Here is a 20,845-nt window from a genome sequence, read left to right as displayed (position 1 = left end):
AAAAACGTGTAATTGATCAAAAACAATTTAATTTTTTATGGATAGGCGTATTTATAGAACCCGTCGTTGCCACATCCCATTTTGTAACCGGCTTCGATATGAAAGAAAGGAGAACACCATGATGACTTACGATCGTAACCGCAATGCAATTACTACTGGCAGCCGTGTAATGATTAATGGTACCGGGAAAACCGGCACCATCAAGGCGATTAAAGCAGACGGTATGACACCTGCCCAGGTGCGCCGCAGCAAAACAGTTGAGATTGATGGTTGTGACGGACAGTTCGAGCCGATTGAGCTTATTCGTCTCGGCATGCACTAATTAGTGGTGTAATTCGGGTGGCCTTGTTCTGAGGCCGCCCGGAAATGATGTTCCTGCCTGCGTTATATTCCCCAATTGAAATATTGTGCCTGCATTTTGCCGGATGGCGCTGCGCTTATCCGGCCTACGAAGAAAGTGCCTATCCGTAGGCCCGGTAAGCATCACGCCACCGGGCAAATTACCGCATCAGGCGTTGGCAAATTCCGCAACCGTCGCCTTCGCACCTTTCGCCAGCAGTGACAGATATGCCTTCGTTACCTGCTCAACAAATTTCGCTTCATGCGGCAGTTCTTTACCGAAAATAGCCTCGATACCCAGCAACGCTTTGACGCGAGCTTCACCCTCTTCGCTTTGCGCAACGGTCGCCTGAATCACCGATAGCAGCGGATCGCACACTTCAATAGCGTTGCCCTGCTCGTCCACGCCGCCAACATAGCGCATCCAGCCAGCAACACCCAGCGCCAGCAGCGCAAAGCTGCTGTTATGCACCAGGTGCCAACGGACGGAATCCAGCATACGCTGTGGCAATTTCTGGCTGCCGTCCATCGCGATTTGCCAGGTGCGGTGACGCAGCGCCGGGTTGGTATAACGCTCAATCAGCAGGTCGGCATAGCGAGAGAGATCCACACCCTGAACTTTCAGCGTCGGGGCCTGCTCTTTCAGCATCAGGTCGTGTGCCGCGCGGCGATAGTTCTCATCACCCATGCAGTCATTGATATGCTGATAACCCGCCAGGTAACCCAGATACGCCAGGAAGGAGTGGCTGCCGTTAAGCATGCGCAGTTTCATCTCTTCGAACGGAATAACGTCTGAGACCAGTTCCGCTCCTGCTTTTTCCCACTCCGGGCGGCCCGCAACGAAGTTATCTTCAATCACCCACTGACGGAACGGTTCGCAAGCTACGCCTGCCGGATCGCGCACGCCAGTCAGTTGTTCAATTTTATCCAGCGTATCGGCAGTGACCGCCGGAACAATACGGTCAACCATGGTAGACGGGAACGTCACGTTCTGTTCAATCCACGCCGCCAGGTCTGCATCCACCGCGCGGGCATAGGCAGTAACGACATTGCGCATCACGTGGCCGTTTTCCGGCATGTTGTCGCAAGACATCACGCTAAATGCTGGCAGCCCCGCGGCTTTACGACGCGCCAGTGCTTCAACAATGACGCCCGGCGCAGATTTAGGCTGATGCGGGTTTTCGATATCTCCGGCGATAAATGGATGATCGAGCATCAATTGCCCGGTCGCCGGAGAGTGGCAATAGCCTTTTTCGGTGATCGTCAGAGAGACAATCGCCACCTGCGGTTCGCACATTTTCGCGAGCACGGTTTCCAGACCGTCGACCTGCGCGTGCAGGGCTTCTTTGACCACGCCAACTACGCGCGCAGTCCATGCGTCGGCAGACATCTCTGCCACGGTGTATAAATTGTCCTGGTTCTTCAGATCAGCAATCTGCTGCTCGCCGCCAATCAGGTTAACTTCGGTGTAACCCCAATCACTGCCGTGCTCCGTGGCAAGGATATCTGCATAGATAGCCTGATGGGCGCGGTGAAAAGCACCAAAGCCAAGATGGACAATGCGCGGCACGAGTTTGCTGCGATCAAAGGTCGGGAGAGTTGCCTTAGCGGTTAATAGCTTATTTTGCATCTTTTTGACTCACTGTAGAGAACGTTGATTGCCATACTAGATTAACGAGTTCATTTGGCGTGTTTTTGATTTGAGTTAACTTATTGGCGATTGGTATGACATGATTTTTAAGTTGTGTGACAGGATTAGGGCTTTGAGAAAAGCACACCGCGTAAGCAGTGTGCTTTTATTGTCAGATCATCTGCCCGGCTGCTCGTTGCTTCTCCGCCAGAGTGACATCAGCAGCATCATGCAGAATGCTTAAATCACGGTCGCGAACTTCTGGCATGAGTAGCGCAGAAATAAAGCCGATGAGCGAATAGCAAATAATCATAATCACAATCGGCATCCATGATCCTGTCATGTTGCAGAAGATCCCCGCCAGAAGCGGACCGAATCCAACAGCAACCAGTCCCCCTAACTCTTTTGAAATCGCCATTCGTGTAAACCGGTTCTTCGAACCGAACATCTCTGCCATCGTGATGTTTTCAAGAGCAAATAATCCCAGCACGGCAAAATTATGAATAATGATGATGGAGGCCATAATCATACTCACGCTATAGCTTTTATCGACAATGATAGCCAGCATAGGATAAGCCAGAATCATCGCGGATAAACTCAGCAGTATATACGGGATCCGCCGGCCATATTTATCGGACAGCCAGCCCAAAAGTGGTATTGTCAAAAATCCCAGAACCGAACTTATCATCAGTGCATCGGTGGGAATGGCTTTATCAAATAACAGCGTTTGTACGAGATATCCTGCAAGAAAGGTCTGAATCAGCCCAGAATTTCCCGCCTGACCGAAACGCAGTCCCGTCGCCAGCCAAAATGATTTACTGCGGAACATTGCCCCCACAGTATTCTCATCTGATACGGCTTTGGTAGGGGTGAGATCTGCATCATTAACCTTTTCGAATACCGGGCTTTCTTTAAGATTGAGTCTCAGCCAGATAGCAAAGATCATAACGACGACGCTTGCGAGGAACGGAATACGCCAGCCCCATGCCACCAGTTCTTCACGATCCAGGACAAAGAACATAAATGCCCAAATTGCCGTCGCGCTTAAGGTGCCACAGTTTGTCCCCATCGCCACCAGCGAAGAGATAATTCCGCGTTTGCCTTTAGGCGCATACTCGGCCAGCATCGTTCCTGCACCAGAAATCTCCGCTCCCGCTCCCAGCCCCTGAATAATACGCAGTGTGACCAATAATACCGGTGCAAAAATACCGATTTGCGCATAAGTCGGCAGCACGCCAATCAGCGTCGTACAAATGCCCATCATCGTGATAGTTATAAACAGGACTTTCTTTCTACCCACCCTGTCGCCCATTTTTCCAAAGATAAAAGCACCTACTATGCGCGCGATATATCCGGCGCCATAGGTACCCATCGCCAGAATCAACGCCATTGCCGCCGATTGCTCCGGGAAAAATATCTCGTGAAACACGAGTGCTGCGCCCAGTGAATATAACTGGAAATCCATAAACTCCAGAGCGGTCCCGAGCCATCCGGATAGAGCAGCTCTTACGAGATCAGAGGTTGTTCTTTCATGTTTTATTTGAGTCATAGCGTTCATCTCTAAACGTTAGGATGCGTACAACTTAATCGCATATTAATTATTGTTATTAGTTGAAGGTTAATAGAACCTTGCAGCACGATTTTTGATCTTTCTCGAATAACTCAATGGCTTCAATTACTTGTTTATAATTAAACCGATGAGTAATTAATTTATCAGGATCAATAAGTCCCTTTTCCAGCCACTCCAGTACAACAGGAAATTTATTGGCATTAAGTCTTGAGGTATAAATAGAGATCTCTTTCCCGGTAATCCCCTGCTGAACAACGGTGGATGGCTCGCTCGAGAACCCCATGAGCACGATCCGTGCCGCGGGTGAAGCCAGCGTAATGGCCTCCTGTAAAATTGAAGGATGGCAGGCGGCATCAACGATCAGCGTCGGCTTGATTCCCCTCTCTTCAAGTAACGACGGCAATGACAGCGTACTGTTATTGATTACCCAGTCTGCACCATTCTTTTCAGCCATCGCTAATCGTTCATCAATTCGGTCAACCACAATCACTTGCTTGACCTGGTAAACATTTTTTAATGCCTGTAGCGTTGTCAGCCCCATAGGCCCGGCACCATAAATCAGCGCGATATCCTCTTTACGTGGTTCCACCTGGCCGGTGACATTCGCCGCAATAGTAAAGGGCTCGACCATAACCGCATGGTGATCGGCAATCGTCGGGGCCACAACCCAGGCATTTTTCGCTGGGACAACAGCATATTCACTGAATCCACCATCACGATGCACGCCGAGAACAACCAATGATGTACAGACATTAGGCTTACCTACTGAGCAGGGATAACAATGACCACAACTGATAACCGGATCGACGCATACACGTTGCCCGTGATATTTATCGGTTACCCCTTCACCTACGGCATCAATAACACCAAAAAACTCATGGCCAATGACGCGTGGATATTTCGCGAAAGGATTATGCCCACGATAAATATGGCTATCTGAGCCGCAAATACCTGCCAGACTGATTTTTACACGCACTTCCCCCACACCAGGAACAGGCAGTGGACGTTCTTCAATGACAAGTTCATTGGGTTGTTGAACAACAATACTTTTCATTTTTTATTCCTTCCTTACCAGTTCCACAGAGTGCCATCTTCCAGTCGCGCTACAGGCAAGTACGCAGGATCATACGGGTATTTCGCCGCCAGCTTTTCATCAAACTCAATACCCAGCCCTGGCTTCTCGCCCGGATGCATATAGCCGTTATCGAAGGTCCAGTTATGCGGGAAGACTTCCAGCATTTGCTCGGAATAGCCCATATATTCCTGAACGCCAAAGTTTGGCACCCACAGGTCAAAATGCAGTGCCGCGGCCATGCATACCGGTGACAGGTCGGATGGGCCGTGCGAACCCGTGCGTACCTGATAGAGTGACGCAAAATCAGCAATACGACGCATACCCGTAATCCCCCCGGCATGGGTGATTGTGGTGCGGATATAATCGATTAACTGCTCTTCAATCAGCTGCTTACAGTCCCAAATGCTGTTAAAGACTTCACCAACTGCAATTGGCGTTACCGTATGCTGACGAATCAGGCGGAAACATTCCTGATTCTCTGCCGGAGTGGGATCTTCCATCCAGAACAGGCGGTAGTCCTCCACGCTTTTACCGAAGCGCGCGGCTTCAATCGGCGTAAGGCGATGGTGCATGTCATGTAGCAGGTGTTCGTCAAAACCGAACTTGCTGCGTACGGCATCAAACAGCTTCGGTGTGAAGTCGAGGTACTTCTCTGTTGACCACAACTGCTCTTCTGGCCATTGCCCTTTGGTTGCAGGTTCGTAAGCCAGCCCTTTTCCTTTCGACATGCCGTAAGTCGTTTTCATGCCCGGCACGCCGCACTGCACGCGAATCGCTTTGAAACCCATCTCTTTGTGGCGTGCATAATCGTCCAGCACGTCATCGATGGTGTGACCCGTGGTGTGGCAATAAACCATTACGCCTTCACGCGATGCACCACCCAGCAACTGATACAGCGGCATATTTGCGGCTTTTGCTTTGATATCCCACAACGCCATATCCACAGCGGAAATCGCCGACATCGTAACCGGGCCACGACGCCAGTACGCGCCTTTATAGAAAAACTGCCAGATGTCTTCGATGCGGTGCGCATCACGGCCAATCAACTGTGGGCACAGGTGATCTTTCAGATATGAGGCAACGGAAAGCTCACGCCCGTTCAGCGTGGCATCGCCGTAGCCTACAAGGCCCTCAGACGTGGTGATTTTCAACGTGACAAAATTTCGTCCTGGGCAGGTAACAAAAACTTCAGCTCCTGTGATCTTCATCTTCAATCCTTACATCTCATCGGTTAATGGCGCTAAGTTACACAACTGAACTACTACCATACAAGTATAACGATCAAAAAATGACTATCACGATCACAAAAATAGGTGCCTGGTTCGGTTGGGATTGTTGGCTAAGCGTAGAACTTCATGCCGGATGCGGCGTTCGCCTTATCCGGCCTACGGTAAAGGCTTACGAATCACCCCCGCCCCCATCCCGCGACAATAATCAGCATGCCGCAGAACGCCACGCCCGCGCCTGCCCAGTCATACATTGAGAGTTTGACGCCATCCACCACCCGCAGCCAGATAAGCGCGGTGAGAATATACACACCGCCATACGCGGCATAGACTCGCCCGCTGGCGGTAGGATGCAGGGTCAACAGCCAGACAAACATCGCCAGCGCCAGTGCGGCTGGAATAAGCAGCAAGGGTGTCGCACCGCGTTTTAACCATAACCAGGGTAGATAGCAGCCAAGGATTTCGCACAGTGCCGTCGCAAAGAAAAGTAAGGATGTTTTTAACATTATCGTCGCAGCTTTAAGATTGGTTTAACGATGATACGGGATAATCCGCTGAAGGCGACCCTGTTTTTCCCGTGGGTATGCCACCGAAACGAGTTGTAGTAAACTCATCTCAGTTTTAGTTACGCCAAAGGAATCTGCAATGAATATGACATCTGGCAAACGCCTGTGCCTGACGGCGATGCTGGCGCTGAGCGCTATTATGTATACGGCGTCAGCCTCTGCTAATACCAGCAAACTGATTATTGAATCGGGTGATAACGCTCAGACACGTCAGGATGCGGCGATGGATAAAGAACAGTGGAACGATACCCGTACGCTGCGTAATAAGGTCAATAATCGCGTTGAGAAAGAGTGGGATAAAGAAGATGCCGCTTTCGATTCACGCGATAAATGCCAGCAGAGCGCTAACGTGAACGCGTACTGGGAACCGAATACCCTGCGCTGCCTTGACCGTCGCACGGGCCGCGTCGTTAACCCCTAGTTGTTAACCCATAGTTGTTGGGCGCGTTTGCGCCCTTTTCCCCTTTTTATCCCATAGTCAGCCTGAAAGGATTTCACATGAGTGACGCCAGTAACGTCAGACTTCGCCCGCTCGAACGCGAAGACCTCCGCTTTGTCCACCAGCTCGATAATAACGCCAGCGTCATGCGCTACTGGTTTGAAGAGCCCTACGAAGCGTTTGTTGAACTCTCCGATCTCTATGACAAGCACATTCACGATCAAAGCGAACGTCGTTTTGTAGTGGAGTGCAACGGTGAGAAAGCGGGCCTGGTCGAATTAGTCGAAATTAACCACGTTCACCGCCGCGCGGAATTCCAGATTATTATTTCGCCGGAACATCAGGGTAAAGGGTTAGCCTCGAAAGCCGCAAAACTGGCGATGGACTACGGCTTTACGGTGCTTAACCTGTATAAGCTTTACCTGATTGTCGATAAAGAAAACGAAAAAGCGATTCACATCTACCGCAAACTCGGTTTTATGGTGGAGGGCGAGCTGATTCACGAATTCTTTATCAACGGCGAGTACCGCAACACCATCCGCATGTGTCTGTTCCAGCATCAATATATGGCGATGCACAAGACACCGGCTCCTGGGTTGCTGAAGCCGACGGCTCAGTAATAATCAATCACGTTTTTAATCGTATAACGGAGCGTGACCGCCGGGTTCACGCTCATATCAATCACCTCAAGGTCGCAGCTAACCGGATTATCATGCCGGTCATAATCACAACTCTGTTTAACGTTGCCAACCGGCTGCTTGTTCAGCAGGCTGACGGAGGTGTAATCGAGTTTTTTACGCGGATCGTCTGATGGGGTAGATAATATCGCCAGCGTATTTCCTTTGGTGAGCGACGTTTTACCCAGCGGATACCCTTCGCCGTCATACTGATAATTCACTTCACGTTCTTTGCTGAGTGATTTCACCACAAAGCCATCGTCGTTTGTTTCCCAGGCAACACCCGCGGACGGTAATTCCGCCAGCTGACATTTTCCCTGCAACCGCACGCGTTTTTCCTGGGTCATGCCGTCGACGTAGTAGTTGGCATCCAGTACCAGCGTCGCGCCGGTGTTATTTTCCAGATCGTGAAACTCCAGCACGTCGAAACAGCCCTCTTCGGACATCTGCCCGCTAACCCGCTTTGCCACCTCGCCCTTCTCATTCATTAGCGTCTGGCTAAAGTCTTTTACCGGCCCGCGTAGAGGATCGAAATCGAACTCATTAGAAAAGCTCGCCATTTCCGGGGAAAATGCGGCCGGCGAGTCATTTTTATCGCAGGCTGCAAGTAGCGCTATAAATGGGGTCAGCAACAGAAGTCTCTTCACGCCGGGATCCTTTTTGGGGAATTTTCTCAACCATATTAGCAAATACAGTTATTTACACTAGCTTTGCTATACTTGATTTACATTTCAAAAAGGAGATTGCCATGAGATCTTCACGCTGGTTACTCGCGTTACTGTTGGCCGGAGCCGCCGCGCCCGCGCTGGCTGCACCTGACTCATGTGAACGTGTCAGGAGTGATATTCAACAAAAAATCATCAACAACGGCGTTGCCGAAAGCGCATTTTCACTGGATATCGTGCCTAACGATCAGGCCGATCAGTCAGGCGCTCAGGTTGTCGGCCACTGCGCCAACGATACCTTTAAAATCATCTATACCCGCAGCGATAACGCCCCATCCAGCGACGCCCAATAACTTCGCCTCCGTCATCAAATATTATCCCTGGTTTGACCAGGGATAATTCTTTCCTACCCCTTAATATGTATGATTTGCTCACCATTAGCCGGTATTTAATTTCGCATTGAAATTAATTAGACAAAATAATAATGGAGTGAGCGATGTCAACAACGGAATCTCCCGCCGGGATTAGCCGACGGACGCTTATCAAATCCTCAGCTGCAGGCTCACTGGCCCTGGTCGCTGGGGGATTATCTCTTCCTTTTGCCTTACGCCCTGCCGCCGCGGCCGTTTCCTCCGCGAATCAGCCCGAAGATAAAGTCGTTTGGGGCGCCTGCTCCGTCAACTGCGGCAGCCGCTGCGCTTTGCGTTTGCACGTGCGCGATGACGAAGTGTACTGGGTTGAAACGGATAACACCGGTGACGATGTGTATGGCGATCACCAGGTGCGCGCCTGTCTGCGTGGGCGCTCGATTCGCCGCCGAATCAATCATCCGGATCGTCTCAATTACCCCATGAAGCGCGTAGGCAAGCGCGGCGAAGGCAAATTTGAGCGCATCAGTTGGGATGAAGCGCTGGATACCATCAGCAACAGCCTGAAAAAAGTGGTGCATGAATACGGTAACGAAGCGGTGTATATCAACTACACCTCCGGGATCGTCGGCGGTAATATTACCCGTTCTTCGCCCTACGCCTCGTTAGTCGCCCGCTTGATGAACTGCTACGGCGGTTTTCTCAGCCACTACGGCACCTACAGCACCGCACAAATCGCGGCGGCAATGCCTTACACCTACGGGTCAAACGAAGGCAACAGCACCTCCGACATCGAAAACACCAAACTGGTGGTGATGTTCGGCAATAATCCGGCGGAAACGCGGATGAGCGGCGGCGGGATTACGTATTTTCTTGAGCAAGCGCGTGAACGCTCAAATGCGCGCATGATCGTTATCGATCCTCGTTATACCGATACCGCTGCGGGCCGAGAAGATGAGTGGATCCCCATTCGCCCCGGTACTGACGCTGCGCTGGTGGCGGGTATCGCCTGGGTGTTGATTAACGAAAATCTGGTTGATCAGCCTTTCCTCGATAAGTATTGCGTCGGTTATGACGAGAAAACGCTGCCAGAAGATGCGCCTGCGAACGGCCATTATAAGGCATACATTCTCGGCCAGGGCGAGGACGGTATCGCCAAAACGCCGCAGTGGGCTTCGCAGATTACTGGCATTCCGGCGCAGCGTATCATTCAGCTCGCCCGCGAAATTGGCACCGCCAAACCCGCTTACAGCGTCAGGCTAACGGTGAGCTCACTTCTCGGGCAATCGCTATGCTGCCTATCCTCACCGGTAATGTAGGCATCAACGGTGGTAACAGCGGCGCGCGTGAATCAACCTACACCATTACCATCGAACGTATGCCGTTGCCGGAAAACCCGGTGAAAACGCAAATCTCCTGCTTTAGCTGGACGGACGCTATCGACCACGGCCCGGAAATGACCGCCCTGCGCGATGGAGTACGCGGTAAAGATAAGCTTGATGTACCGATTAAGTTCATCTGGAACTACGCGGGCAACACCATCACTAATCAGCACTCTGACATCAACCGCACCCATGAAATTTTGCAGGATGAGTCGAAGTGCGAAATGATCGTGGTTATCGAGAACTTCATGACCTCATCGGCGAAGTATGCCGATATTCTTCTGCCCGACCTGATGACCGTTGAACAGGAAGACATTATTCCCAACGATTACGCCGGGAATATGGGATATCTGATTTTCATCCAGCCAGCTACCACGCCAAAATTTGAGCGTAAGCCTATCTACTGGATCACCAGTGAAGTAGCAAAGCGTCTGGGCCCGGATATCCACCAGCGCTTCACCGAAGGGCGCACTCAGGAAGACTGGCTACGCTATCTTTACGCTAAAATGGAAGCCAAAGACCCTGCGCTACCCTCTTATAATGCGCTGAAAAAAATGGGGATTTATAAGCGTAAAGATCCGAACGGCCATTTTGTTGCCTATAGAGCCTTCCGCGACGATCCGCAAGCTAACCCGCTGAAAACGCCGTCCGGAAAAATTGAGATTTACTCCAGCCGTCTGGCGAAAATCGCCAACAGCTGGGAGCTGCAAAAAGATGAGGTCATCAGTCCGCTTCCCGTTTATGCCTCCACCTTCGAGGGCTGGGACGACCCGAAACGCAGCCAGTTCCCGCTTCAGCTATTCGGTTTCCACTATAAAGCCCGCACGCACTCCAGCTACGGCAACGTAGATGTATTACAGGCCGCCTGCCGTCAGGAAGTGTGGATTAACCCAGTCGACGCCCAGCCACGCGGGATTGCCAACGGCGATATGGTGCGCGTCTTTAACGATCGTGGTGAAGTGCGTCTTCCCGCAAAAGTCACCCCGCGCATTCTGCCTGGCGTCAGCGCCATGGGCCAGGGCGCGTGGCATGACGCCAACATGGCGGGCGATAAAATCGACCACGGCGGCTGCGTCAACACCCTCACCACTCAGCGCCCCTCCCCGCTGGCGAAAGGTAATCCACAGCACACCAATCTGGTACAAGTCGAAAAGGTATAACGCGTTTTGCCCGAGTGTCTTTTGGCTCGGGCGTTTTAATTATGGAAAAGCAAATAAGTGAGTCACTATGAAAATCATCGCGCCTGAGGCGCTTATGACGGCGAAGATTAGCCGCCGAAATCTGGTGAAAACCTCCGCGATAGGCGGCCTGGCCGCCGCCAGCAGCGCCTTCACACTGCCATTTACCCGCATCGCAAATGCAGCGGATAAACTGGCGCCCGTGGAGGAAAAAGCGGTCTGGAGTTCATGCACCGTTAACTGCGGCAGCCGCTGCCTGTTACGGCTTCACGTCAAGGACGACAGCGTTTATTGGGTGGAATCAGACACCACCGGCGAAGATATCTACGGCAACCATCAGGTTCGCGCCTGCCTGCGCGGGCGCTCGATTCGTCGCCGAATGAATCACCCGGATCGCCTGAAATATCCGATGAAACGCGTCGGTAAGCGTGGTGAGGGCAAATTCGAGCGTATTTCGTGGGATGAAGCGCTGGATACCATCGGCGATAACCTGAAACGCATTCTGAAAGATTACGGTAACGAAGCGGTGCACGTGCTCTACGGCACCGGCGTTGACGGCGGCAACATCACCAACTCTAACGTGCCTTATCGCCTGATGAACTCGTGTGGTGGTTACCTGAGCCGTTATGGCAGTTACAGTACCGCACAAATCAGCGCCGCCATGAGCTACATGTTCGGCAGTAATGACGGCAACAGCCCGGACGACATCGCCAACACCAAACTGGTAGTGATGTTCGGCAACAACCCGGCGGAAACGCGCATGAGCGGTGGTGGCGTCACCTATTATGTGGAACAGGCGCGCGAGCGCTCTAATGCCCGCATGATCGTCATCGACCCGCGCTATAACGACACCGCGGCCGGACGTGAAGATGAGTGGCTGCCGATTCGCCCTGGCACCGACGGCGCGCTGGCCGCAGCGATCGCCTGGGTGTTAATCACTGAAAACCTCGTTGATCAACCATTCCTCGATAAATACTGCGTCGGTTACGACGAAAAAACGCTGCCTGCCAGCGCCCCGCAAAATGCGCACTACAAAGCCTATATTCTGGGCGATGGCCCGGATGGCATCGCGAAAACGCCAGAATGGGCGGCGCAAATCACCAGTATCCCGGTGGATAAAATCATTAAGCTGGCCCGTGAAATCGGCAGCGCCAAACCGGCCTATATCTGTCAGGGCTGGGGGCCGCAGCGTCACTCCAACGGTGAGCAAAACTCACGCGCCATCGCCATGCTGTCAGTGCTGACCGGTAACGTGGGTATCAATGGCGGGAACTCCGGCGTGCGTGAAGGTACCTGGGATCTCGGCGTGGAGTGGTTCTCGATGCTCGATAACCCGGTGAAAACGCAAATCTCCGTCTTCACCTGGCCGGACGCTATCGACCACGGCGAGAAAATGACCGCCATCCACGACGGTGTGCGCGGGAAAGATAAACTCGACGTGCCGATTAAGTTCATGTGGTGTTATGCCAGCAACACGCTTATCAACCAGAACGGTAATATCAGCCGCACCCATGAGATTTTGCAGGATGATAGCAAGTGCGAAATGATTGTCGGCATCGAGCATTTCATGACGGCGTCGGCGAAGTATTGCGACATTTTGCTGCCTGACCTGATGCCGACCGAGCAGGAAGATCTGATATCTCATGAATCCGCCGGGAACATGGGTTACGTCATTCTTGGTCAACCCGCAACCAGCCGGAAGTTCGAACGCCGTCCGATTTATGAAATCCTCTCCGAAATCGCCAAACGTCTTGGGCCGGATGTGTATCAAACCTTCACCGAAGGCCGCTCACAGCATGAATGGGTTCAGTACCTGCATGCCAAAACCAAAGAGCGGAATCCGGAAATGCCGTCCTATGAGGAGATGAAAACCCTCGGCATCTTCAAGAAAAAATGCCCGGAAGAACACTATGTTGCCTTCCGCGATTTCCGTGACAACCCGGCGGCGAATCCGCTGAAAACGCCATCAGGAAAAATCGAGATCTACTCTGAACGACTGGCCGATATCGCTAAAACCTGGGAGCTGAAAGAGGATGAAATTATTCACCCGCTGCCGGCCTATGCACCCGGCTTTGATGGCGTGAGCGACCCGGCGCGCAAAACCTATCCGCTGCAATTAACCGGTTTCCACTATAAAGCGCGTACCCACTCCAGCTACGGCAATATCGACGTGCTGCAACAGGCCTGCCCGCAGGAGATCTGGATCAACCCGGTCGATGCGCAGCCGCGCGGCATTGCCAATGGCGATACCGTTCGTGTCTCCAGCCAGCATGGCCAAATGCTGATCCCGGCGAAAGTCACGCCGCGCATCCTGCCTGGCGTCACCGCCATCGGGCAAGGCGCGTGGCTGAAGGCTGATATGTTCGGCGATCGCCTGGATCACGGCGGCAGCATCAACATTCTCACCTCTCACCGTCCATCACCGCTGGCGAAAGGCAACCCGTCTCACAGCAATCTGGTTCAGGTTGAAAAGGTATAAGGAGTAACCGATGACAACCCAGTACGGCTTTTATATTGATTCCGCCCGCTGCACAGGCTGCAAAACCTGCGAGCTGGCGTGTAAGGATTACAAAGATTTGGGCCCCGATGTCAGCTTCCGTCGCATTTATGAATACGCGGGCGGCAACTGGCAGGAAGATAACGGTGTCTGGCATCAGGATGTCTTTGCCTATTACCTCTCCATCTCGTGCAATCACTGCGAAGATCCGGCGTGTACCAAGGTGTGCCCAAGCGGCGCGATGCACAAACGCGAAGATGGTTTCGTTGTTGTCGATGAAGATGTTTGCATCGGCTGTCGCTATTGCCACATGGCGTGTCCGTATGGCGCACCGCAATACAATGCGGCGAAAGGTCATATGACCAAATGCGACGGCTGTCATGACCGCGTCGCCGATGGCAAAAAGCCGATTTGTGTTGAATCCTGCCCGCTGCGCGCGCTGGACTTTGGCCCGATCGACGAACTGCGCAAAAAACACGGCAACCTGGCGGCTGTCGCGCCGCTGCCGTCCGCACACTTCACCAAACCGAACATTGTGATTAAACCTAACGCTAACGCGCGCCCGACCGGCGATACCACCGGTTATCTGGCAAACCCAAAGGAGGTCTGAAATGGGAAATGGATGGCATGAATGGCCGCTGGTACTCTTCACCGTACTGGGCCAGTGCGTTGCTGGGGCGCTGATTGTCAGCGGGCTCGGCTGGTTCGCCTTGAAAGACGATGCTGCCGCGCGTCAACGTCTGGTGCGCGGTATGTTCTTTTTATGGCTGGTGATGGGCGTCGGTTTTCTGGCGTCGATTATGCACCTCGGTTCACCGCTGCGGGCGTTTAACTCCCTGAACCGCGTGGGCGCGTCTGCGCTGAGTAATGAAATTGCCGCCGGGTCGATTTTCTTCGCCGTCGGCGGATTCTGGTGGCTGGTGGCCGTGCTGGGCAAAATGCCGGAAGCGCTGGGCAAACTCTGGTTGCTGGTGAGCATGGTGCTGGGGCTGGTATTTATCTGGGCAATGACCCGTGTTTATCAGATCGATACCGTGCCAACCTGGTATAATGGCTATACGACGCTGGCCTTCTTCCTGACGGCCTTTGTCAGCGGCCCGCTGTTTGCCGCCCTGCTGCTGCGTGCAGCACGCGTGATGTTTAACGGAGTCACCTTTGCGGCAGTCAGCGTTCTCGCCCTGCTGGTGAGCATTGCAGTGATTGTTTTGCAGGGTATTTCGCTCGGCGACATTCACAGCTCCGTACAGCAGGCCAGCGCGCTGGTACCGGACTACGGCAGCCTGCAGGTCTGGCGTATCGTGCTGGTTGCTGCGGGTCTTGGCTGCTGGATTTGCCCGCTGGTACGTCGCAAAGAACCGGCTGTGTTTGGCCTGTTGCTGGGGCTCCTCCTGGTGCTGGCTGGCGAACTGATTGGCCGTGGTCTTTTCTACGGCCTGCACATGACCGTGGGTATGGCCGTTGCAGGTTAACGGATGACACAACTGGTGCGGGGCAACCCGCACTTTTTAGGATGGTTTGAATGACTGATTTTACCCAACACGACGCATTTCCCATGACCGCCCGGGTGCTCGGCGCGCTGTTTTATCTGCCGCCAGAAAGCCCGGAAGCCGCGCCGCTGGTTGAGGCGCTGAAAGGCACGGAATGGCTGACCCAGTGGCCCTTGCCGCAAGAGGTGTTGCAGCCACTGAGCGCAAAATTTAACGCGGATGCCGAAGAAACGTTGTCTGAAGCCTGGCAGCGCTTGTTTGTCGGCCCGTATGCGTTGCCTTCTCCACCGTGGGGTTCCGTCTGGCTGGACCGCGAATCGGTGCTGTTTGGCGACTCGACCCTGGCGCTGCGCCAGTGGATGCGTGAAAACGGCATCCAGTTCGATATGCAGCAAAACGAGCCGGAAGATCACTTTGGCTCCCTGCTGCTGCTGGCCGCCTGGCTGGCGGAAAATGAGCAGCACGTCCTGTGCGAACAACTGCTGGCCTGGCATCTCTTCCCGTGGTCCACGCGTTTTCTGGAAGAGTTTGTCGCTAACGCAGAACACCCGTTTTATCAAGCGTTGGGCGAATTAGCGCAACAGACGCTGGCGCAGTGGCAGTCTCAGTTATTGATTCCGGTTGCTGTGAAAACGCTGTACCGATAATGTCCGTCGTGCCGGATAGCGGCGTAAAACGCCTTATCCGGCCACGACTAATTGTGACAACGTCACTTCTGGGTTTTACTTTTAAGACTATTCTATACATCCCCCGCAAGCCGTTCTCCCGTATAGCCAACCTACTGATTTCGCTGAAAAGCTGAGCAAGATAAATCCCCCTGTTTCTGGAATGCCCGCTCATCCATTGCTATAGGTCAAATGCGTCACTTTGAATATGACGCGTTAATAAAAACCTATAACAGGGAGAAACACAGCAATGCAGGCTTCCCCCCTTATGCGCTTTCTGGGCTTTACTGGCGCGATTGTTCTGGTACTGGCGCTCCTCGTCTGGGGCATCGGACTGGACACAATAAAAGCCCGTCAGGTTGACCTGATCTACCTGGGTCAACAACACCTTAAACTCGTCTTTATCTCAATGTTCTTTGCCCTGCTGGTCGGTATTCCCAGCGGTATCCTGTTAAGCCGTCCGGCGGCAAAGGGTATCGCCGAATATGTGATGCAGATTTTCAACGTCGGTAACACGCTGCCGCCGCTGGCAGTACTGGCACTGGCGATGGTGGTCATCGGGATTGGTGATATACCCGCTATCGTGGCGCTTTTCCTCGCCTCGCTGCTGCCGATTGTGCGTAACACCTATTCCGGCCTGAAGTCGGTTCCGCCTTCGCTGATTGAAGCTGCCAACGGAATCGGCATGACGAAGTTACAACGGCTCTGGCAGGTCGAACTCCCCAACGCCTGGCCGGTGATGCTGTCAGGCATTCGCATCGCAACCGCGATCAACGTCGGTACTGCTCCGCTCGCCTTCCTGATTGGAGCCAGCAGCTACGGCGAACTGATTTTCCCGGGGATCTACCTTAACGATTTCCCAACGCTGATTTTAGGCGCCACGGCTACCGCCCTTTTTGCCCTGATCCTTGATTCCCTGCTCGCCTGGCTTGGCCGCGTACTCAGCCCCCATACAGCCTGAACATAAGGAGCATGACATGACATTTAAAAAACAGCTGCTGGGGTGGTTTAGCGCAACGTTACTGTTTGCCGGAACCGTGCAGGCTGCGCCGATTACCCTGGCCACCAAGAGCTTTACCGAACAGCATATTTTATCGGCGATGACCGTGCAGTATCTGCAAAAGAAAGGATTCCAGGTTCAGCCACAAACCAACATTGCCACCGTTATCTCGCGCAATGCGATGATCAACAAACAGATTGATATGACATGGGAGTACACCGGTACCTCACTGATTATCTTTAACCACATCAACAAACGGATGAGCCCGCAGGAGTCTTACGACACGGTAAAACGGCTGGACGCCAAACTGGGCCTGGTGTGGCTTAAGCCGGCAGATATGAACAATACCTATGCCTTCGCCATGCAGCGTAAACGTGCGGAAGCGGAAGGCATTACCACCATGTCGCAGATGGTGGAGAAGATTGAGCACATCCGCCAGACCGACCCGGATAAAAACTGGCGTCTGGGGCTGGACCTTGAATTCGCCGGGCGCAGTGACGGCATGAAGCCGTTGCAGGAAGCCTACAATATGCCGCTCGATCGCCCGCAGATCCGCCAGATGGACCCGGGTCTGGTCTATAACGCGGTACGCGATGGTTTTGTCGATGCCGGGCTTATCTATACCACCGATGGTCGCGTGAAAGGTTTTGACCTGAAAGTGCTGGACGATGACAAAGGTTTCTTCCCGAGCTACGCCGTGACACCGGTGGTGCGCAAAGACGTGCTGGAGGCCAATCCGGGCCTTGAAGAAGCGCTGGATACCCTCTCCGGCCAGTTGAATAACGACGTGATCGCCACGCTTAACGCGCAGGTGGATATCGACCATCAAACCCCGCAGCAGGTAGCCCGTAAATTCCTGCAAGACAAAGGCATGCTGTAAGGAGCGCTTATGGACACGTTGCATTACATGATGGACAACGCAGGCTACCTTGCCACGCTCACCCTTCAGCATCTGTGGCTGGTGGCGCTGGCGGTGGGTCTTGCGATTATTATTGGCGTCCCGCTCGGCATTCTCATCGTGCGTCACAAATGGCTGGCCACGCCGGTACTGAGCGTCGCGACGCTGCTGTTAACCATTCCGTCTATCGCCCTGTTTGGCCTGATGATCCCGCTGTTTTCGCTGATCGGTCACGGGATTGGCGTGCTGCCTGCCGTCACCGCCGTTTTCCTCTATTCCCTGCTGCCAATTGTGCGCAACACGCATACGGCGCTGGACGCCCTGCCGCCTGGCCTGCGCGAAGCGGGGCGCGGAATCGGCATGACCTTCTGGCAGCGTTTGCGCTGGGTAGAAATTCCGATGGCATTACCGGTGATTTTCGGCGGTATTCGCACCGCCGTGGTGATGAACATCGGCGTGATGGCGATTGCTGCCGTAATTGGCGCAGGCGGGCTGGGATTACTGTTACTGAACGGCATCGGTGGAAGTGATATCCGCATGCTGATTGCTGGCGCACTGATGATTTGCTTACTGGCGATTGTGCTCGACTGGCTGCTGCACCGCCTGCAAATCGCTCTGACACCGAAGGGGATACGATAATGATAAAACTGGAAAACCTCACTAAACAATTTTCACAGAAAAACGGTCAACCATTAAAGGCCGTCGATAACGTGAACTTGAATGTGCCAGAAGGTGAAATGTGTGTACTGCTGGGGCCCTCCGGCTGCGGCAAAACCACCACCCTGAAGATGATCAACCGCCTGATTAAACCCAGCAGCGGGACCATTCTCATCAACGGGCAAAATACCGATGAGATGGACACGGTGACGCTGCGTCGCAATATTGGCTATGTTATCCAGCAAATCGGCCTGTTCCCGAACATGACCATTGAAGAGAACATTACCGTGGTACCGCGCATGCTGGGATGGGATAAAGCCCGCTGCAAAACCCGTGCGCAGGAACTGATGGAAATGGTGGCGCTGGATTCGAAAAAATTCCTTCATCGCTACCCCAAAGAGATGTCCGGCGGTCAGCAGCAGCGTATTGGCGTGATCCGCGCCCTGGCGGCGGATCCGCCGGTACTGCTGATGGATGAACCTTTCGGCGCGGTCGACCCGATTAACCGTGAAGTGATTCAGAATCAGTTCCTCGAGATGCAGCGAGCACTGAAGAAAACCGTCATGCTGGTGAGTCACGATATCGATGAAGCGCTGAAACTGGGCGACCGTATCGCGGTATTCCGTCAGGGGCGTATTATTCAGTGCGCCAGCCCGGATGAGCTGCTGGCAAAACCGGCTAATGAATTTGTCGGCTCGTTTGTCGGCCAGGACCGTACGCTGAAGCGCCTGCTGTTAGTCTCGGCGGGCGACGTCACCGACCAGCAACCGACGATTACCGCCCGCAACTCTACGCCGCTTGCTGAAGCTTTCGGCATCATGGATGACAACGACATTCGCGCGCTGACCGTGGTGGATGAGGAAGGCAAACCGCTCGGGTTTGTGAAACGTCGCGAAGCGCGTCAGGCGAGCGGCGTCTGTTCTGATCTCATCCACCCGTTCCGCGTCACCGGTAAGGCGGAAGATAACCTGCGCGTGGTGCTGTCGAAACTCTATGAGAGCAATACCAGTTGGATGCCGATTGTCGATGAAGAGGGGCGCTATAACGGCGAGATTTCGCAGGATTATATTGCCGATTACCTCAGCTCCGGGCGTACGCGTCGGGCGCTGAATATTTATAGCGAGAACTAAGCCCTCACCCCGGCCCTCTCCCGCAGGGAGAGGGAGAAAACCGTACACACTTAACCACTGGCACGAACGGTCCCCTCTCCCTGTGGGAGTGTACGGTCCGGGGACATGGTAGACAGGTGTTCGGGGACATGGTGAACACTTTTTAACATCCTTTACCCATGGTGATCGACTTTTTCTTCAGGTCGATCACCCCCACTTTTGTACTGTACCACCACACTTCATAGCAGCCATCCTCCTGCGTCTCCTTCAGCCCGACCCGCTCTCCCCTGAACGCGTTGCCTGCCTTCAGACTGATACCTTTTATGCTCAGCTTCCCGCTGATATCGACCTTCCTCACCATCACCCCTTCATCATATTCCGGTGGCGTAATGCTGTCGCTGTACTGCCGCACAGACGGCTGATACCGCGAGGCCGGAACGGCCATACCCAGTGCTTCATGGGGCCGTTCAAGGTTATACACCGTACGCCAGTGGTCGAAAGCACGCTGCAGCTCACCGCTGTCTGTGAACCATTTACCCTGCAGCACTTCCGCCTTCAGGCTGCGGTGAAAACGTTCCAGCTTGCCCTGTGTCTGCGGATGATATGGCCGGGAATGCCCCACCCGGATGCCCTGGCGCATCAGCCACAACTCAAGTGCCGTCCAGGTACCGGTGTCGCCCCACGGCGAGCCGTTGTCCATCGTCATCCGGTCTGGCAGCCCGTAGCGTTCAAACACGCTGACCAGCTGCTGCTGCACGGTCTCACGGCGTTCATCGGTGCAGGGTGCCAGACACAGGGAGAAACGGGAGTGGTCATCCAGCAGGGTGAGCGGATGGCAGCGGCCCCCGCCGAAGGGGAAGTGACCCTTAAAATCCATCTGCCAGAGCCGGTTCGGCGCGTCATGTTCGAAGCGCCCTGTGGCCGGAATGCCCGGAGCCGTGCCCGGTAGCAGACCGTGACGGGCCATCAGGTTATGGACGGTGCTGAAGGCGGGCATACGGTGTCCCTGGTCTTCGAGCCAGCGCTTTATCTTGCGGGCGCCCCAGCGCTCATGACGGGCATGGGCGATGCGCAGCAGGTCAGTGATGTCGTCGGGCGAGCGGTTGGGAGAATAATGAGGCGTTCGGGGACGGTCCAGAAGACCGGATGTGCCTTCCTCAGCCCAGCGGCGAAGCCACTTGTAGCCAGTGGCGGGAGAAATGCCGTAGTGACGGCAGAGGGAACGGATGTTCGCCCCCTCTTGCGAGGCGAACAGAACAAACTCGGAACGTAATGACATGGTATCTCTCGCATCCCAGGGCATAAGCGACTCCATAAACGGGTTCTTATGCCTTAGTTGTAAGTGTCTACCATGTCCCCGAACAAGTGTTCACTATGTCCCCGGACTGTACAGGGAGAGGGTTAGGGTGAGGGGGAT

19 protein-coding genes and 1 pseudogene are annotated in these 20,845 nt (G+C 53.7%); 13 read left to right on the top strand and 7 right to left on the bottom strand.

Going from position 1 to position 20,845, the window contains the following annotated elements; translation table 11 throughout:
• Positions 1 to 118: 118 nt before the first annotated feature.
• Entirely contained in the window at positions 119 to 322 is a 204-nt protein-coding gene (gene ydfZ / locus AC1MKH_RS12325; RefSeq protein WP_276224078.1) for a putative selenium delivery protein YdfZ, read from the top strand.
• Positions 323 to 508: 186 nt separating this feature from the next.
• Here the strand turns inward: ydfZ and AC1MKH_RS12320 are convergent, their stop codons facing one another.
• From AC1MKH_RS12320 to AC1MKH_RS12300, 5 genes are all read right to left on the bottom strand, one after another.
• Entirely contained in the window at positions 509 to 1,969 is a 1,461-nt protein-coding gene (locus AC1MKH_RS12320; protein WP_276224075.1) for a mannitol dehydrogenase family protein, read from the bottom strand.
• A 172-nt stretch (positions 1,970 to 2,141) separates the two neighbouring features.
• Positions 2,142 to 3,518: an MFS transporter gene (locus AC1MKH_RS12315; protein ID WP_276224074.1), complete on the bottom strand. Its 1,377-nt coding sequence runs from the start codon at positions 3,516 to 3,518 to the stop codon at positions 2,142 to 2,144.
• A gap of 58 nt (positions 3,519 to 3,576) precedes the next feature.
• Positions 3,577 to 4,593: a Zn-dependent oxidoreductase gene (locus AC1MKH_RS12310; protein WP_276224071.1), complete on the bottom strand. Its 1,017-nt coding sequence runs from the start codon at positions 4,591 to 4,593 to the stop codon at positions 3,577 to 3,579.
• Between the two features lie 14 nt (positions 4,594 to 4,607).
• Positions 4,608 to 5,822: a starvation-sensing protein RspA gene (gene rspA, locus AC1MKH_RS12305; protein WP_276224070.1), complete on the bottom strand. Its 1,215-nt coding sequence runs from the start codon at positions 5,820 to 5,822 to the stop codon at positions 4,608 to 4,610.
• A gap of 197 nt (positions 5,823 to 6,019) precedes the next feature.
• Positions 6,020 to 6,346 carry a YnfA family protein gene (locus AC1MKH_RS12300; RefSeq protein ID WP_015964453.1) on the bottom strand — a complete coding sequence of 109 codons (327 nt, stop codon included), beginning with the start codon at positions 6,344 to 6,346 and terminating at the stop codon, positions 6,020 to 6,022.
• 139 nt (positions 6,347 to 6,485) lie between these two features.
• Between AC1MKH_RS12300 and AC1MKH_RS12295 the strand changes: the two genes are divergently transcribed.
• Positions 6,486 to 6,827 carry a DUF1283 family protein gene (locus tag AC1MKH_RS12295; protein WP_276224068.1) on the top strand — a complete coding sequence of 114 codons (342 nt, stop codon included), beginning with the start codon at positions 6,486 to 6,488 and terminating at the stop codon, positions 6,825 to 6,827.
• A gap of 77 nt (positions 6,828 to 6,904) precedes the next feature.
• On the top strand, positions 6,905 to 7,465 hold the full coding sequence (speG, locus tag AC1MKH_RS12290) for a spermidine N1-acetyltransferase (protein WP_015964455.1): 561 nt from the start codon (positions 6,905 to 6,907) through the stop codon (positions 7,463 to 7,465).
• Here the strand turns inward: speG and AC1MKH_RS12285 are convergent.
• The gene (locus tag AC1MKH_RS12285) at positions 7,459 to 8,169 is read right to left on the bottom strand and encodes a YnfC family lipoprotein (RefSeq protein WP_276224065.1); all 711 of its coding nucleotides are present in this window, start codon (positions 8,167 to 8,169) and stop codon (positions 7,459 to 7,461) included. The genes speG and AC1MKH_RS12285 overlap by 7 nt on opposite strands.
• 101 nt (positions 8,170 to 8,270) lie before the next feature.
• Here AC1MKH_RS12285 and AC1MKH_RS12280 point away from each other — a divergent pair, with 101 nt between their 5' ends.
• The 10 genes and pseudogenes from AC1MKH_RS12280 to osmV all read left to right on the top strand — a co-directional run bounded on the left by AC1MKH_RS12280 (position 8,271) and on the right by osmV (position 19,449).
• On the top strand, positions 8,271 to 8,540 hold the full coding sequence (locus tag AC1MKH_RS12280; RefSeq protein WP_108474221.1) for a DUF1161 domain-containing protein: 270 nt from the start codon (positions 8,271 to 8,273) through the stop codon (positions 8,538 to 8,540).
• Positions 8,541 to 8,683: 143 nt separating this feature from the next.
• A pseudogene (gene ynfE, locus AC1MKH_RS12275) lies at positions 8,684 to 11,097 on the top strand (selenate/tellurate reductase subunit YnfE).
• A 67-nt stretch (positions 11,098 to 11,164) separates the two neighbouring features.
• Positions 11,165 to 13,594 carry a selenate/tellurate reductase subunit YnfF gene (ynfF, locus tag AC1MKH_RS12270; protein ID WP_276224062.1) on the top strand — a complete coding sequence of 810 codons (2,430 nt, stop codon included), beginning with the start codon at positions 11,165 to 11,167 and terminating at the stop codon, positions 13,592 to 13,594.
• Positions 13,595 to 13,604: 10 nt separating this feature from the next.
• The gene (locus AC1MKH_RS12265; protein WP_276224060.1) at positions 13,605 to 14,222 is read left to right on the top strand and encodes a DMSO/selenate family reductase complex B subunit; all 618 of its coding nucleotides are present in this window, start codon (positions 13,605 to 13,607) and stop codon (positions 14,220 to 14,222) included.
• A 1-nt stretch (position 14,223) separates the two neighbouring features.
• Positions 14,224 to 15,081 (top strand): dimethyl sulfoxide reductase anchor subunit family protein, encoded by an 858-nt coding sequence (locus AC1MKH_RS12260; protein ID WP_276224057.1) that lies wholly within the window; start codon positions 14,224 to 14,226, stop codon positions 15,079 to 15,081.
• A 50-nt stretch (positions 15,082 to 15,131) separates the two neighbouring features.
• Entirely contained in the window at positions 15,132 to 15,746 is a 615-nt protein-coding gene (dmsD, locus tag AC1MKH_RS12255; RefSeq protein WP_276224056.1) for a Tat proofreading chaperone DmsD, read from the top strand.
• Between the two features lie 268 nt (positions 15,747 to 16,014).
• Positions 16,015 to 16,725 (top strand): osmoprotectant ABC transporter permease OsmY, encoded by a 711-nt coding sequence (gene osmY / locus AC1MKH_RS12250; RefSeq protein WP_276224054.1) that lies wholly within the window; start codon positions 16,015 to 16,017, stop codon positions 16,723 to 16,725.
• A gap of 16 nt (positions 16,726 to 16,741) precedes the next feature.
• Positions 16,742 to 17,644, top strand: coding sequence for an osmoprotectant ABC transporter substrate-binding protein OsmX (gene osmX, locus AC1MKH_RS12245; protein WP_276224052.1), 903 nt, complete (start codon positions 16,742 to 16,744; stop codon positions 17,642 to 17,644).
• Positions 17,645 to 17,653: 9 nt separating this feature from the next.
• Positions 17,654 to 18,301, top strand: coding sequence for an osmoprotectant ABC transporter permease OsmW (gene osmW / locus AC1MKH_RS12240; protein ID WP_015964466.1), 648 nt, complete (start codon positions 17,654 to 17,656; stop codon positions 18,299 to 18,301).
• The gene (gene osmV / locus AC1MKH_RS12235; protein ID WP_276224049.1) at positions 18,301 to 19,449 is read left to right on the top strand and encodes an osmoprotectant ABC transporter ATP-binding protein OsmV; all 1,149 of its coding nucleotides are present in this window, start codon (positions 18,301 to 18,303) and stop codon (positions 19,447 to 19,449) included. The genes osmW and osmV overlap by 1 nt, the downstream gene beginning before the upstream one ends.
• Before the next feature lie 142 nt (positions 19,450 to 19,591).
• On the opposite strand, the gene AC1MKH_RS12230 is transcribed toward osmV, so the two are convergent.
• A complete protein-coding gene (locus tag AC1MKH_RS12230) occupies positions 19,592 to 20,731 on the bottom strand; it encodes an IS481 family transposase (protein ID WP_442961959.1) in 1,140 nt (379 codons plus the stop codon).
• Positions 20,732 to 20,845 lie beyond the last annotated feature (114 nt).

The sequence above is a fragment of the Pseudocitrobacter sp. CD920760 genome, from assembly GCF_057782505.1.
Note: the sequence above shows the minus strand (reverse complement) of the source record. Positions and strands in the feature narration are given on the sequence as shown.

Excerpts from the sequence above, each read along its gene's own strand:
- ydfZ (WP_276224078.1), top strand. The coding sequence starts at position 119 with ATGATGACTTACGATCGTAACCGCAATGCAATTACTACTGGCAGCCGT.
- AC1MKH_RS12320 (WP_276224075.1), bottom strand. The coding sequence starts at position 1,969 with ATGCAAAATAAGCTATTAACCGCTAAGGCAACTCTCCCGACCTTTGAT.
- AC1MKH_RS12315 (WP_276224074.1), bottom strand. The coding sequence starts at position 3,518 with ATGACTCAAATAAAACATGAAAGAACAACCTCTGATCTCGTAAGAGCT.
- AC1MKH_RS12310 (WP_276224071.1), bottom strand. The coding sequence starts at position 4,593 with ATGAAAAGTATTGTTGTTCAACAACCCAATGAACTTGTCATTGAAGAA.
- rspA (WP_276224070.1), bottom strand. The coding sequence starts at position 5,822 with ATGAAGATCACAGGAGCTGAAGTTTTTGTTACCTGCCCAGGACGAAAT.
- AC1MKH_RS12300 (WP_015964453.1), bottom strand. The coding sequence starts at position 6,346 with ATGTTAAAAACATCCTTACTTTTCTTTGCGACGGCACTGTGCGAAATC.
- AC1MKH_RS12295 (WP_276224068.1), top strand. The coding sequence starts at position 6,486 with ATGAATATGACATCTGGCAAACGCCTGTGCCTGACGGCGATGCTGGCG.
- speG (WP_015964455.1), top strand. The coding sequence starts at position 6,905 with ATGAGTGACGCCAGTAACGTCAGACTTCGCCCGCTCGAACGCGAAGAC.
- AC1MKH_RS12280 (WP_108474221.1), top strand. The coding sequence starts at position 8,271 with ATGAGATCTTCACGCTGGTTACTCGCGTTACTGTTGGCCGGAGCCGCC.
- ynfF (WP_276224062.1), top strand. The coding sequence starts at position 11,165 with ATGAAAATCATCGCGCCTGAGGCGCTTATGACGGCGAAGATTAGCCGC.
- AC1MKH_RS12265 (WP_276224060.1), top strand. The coding sequence starts at position 13,605 with ATGACAACCCAGTACGGCTTTTATATTGATTCCGCCCGCTGCACAGGC.
- AC1MKH_RS12260 (WP_276224057.1), top strand. The coding sequence starts at position 14,224 with ATGGGAAATGGATGGCATGAATGGCCGCTGGTACTCTTCACCGTACTG.
- dmsD (WP_276224056.1), top strand. The coding sequence starts at position 15,132 with ATGACTGATTTTACCCAACACGACGCATTTCCCATGACCGCCCGGGTG.
- osmY (WP_276224054.1), top strand. The coding sequence starts at position 16,015 with ATGCAGGCTTCCCCCCTTATGCGCTTTCTGGGCTTTACTGGCGCGATT.
- osmX (WP_276224052.1), top strand. The coding sequence starts at position 16,742 with ATGACATTTAAAAAACAGCTGCTGGGGTGGTTTAGCGCAACGTTACTG.
- osmW (WP_015964466.1), top strand. The coding sequence starts at position 17,654 with ATGGACACGTTGCATTACATGATGGACAACGCAGGCTACCTTGCCACG.
- osmV (WP_276224049.1), top strand. The coding sequence starts at position 18,301 with ATGATAAAACTGGAAAACCTCACTAAACAATTTTCACAGAAAAACGGT.
- AC1MKH_RS12230 (WP_442961959.1), bottom strand. The coding sequence starts at position 20,731 with ATGCCCTGGGATGCGAGAGATACCATGTCATTACGTTCCGAGTTTGTT.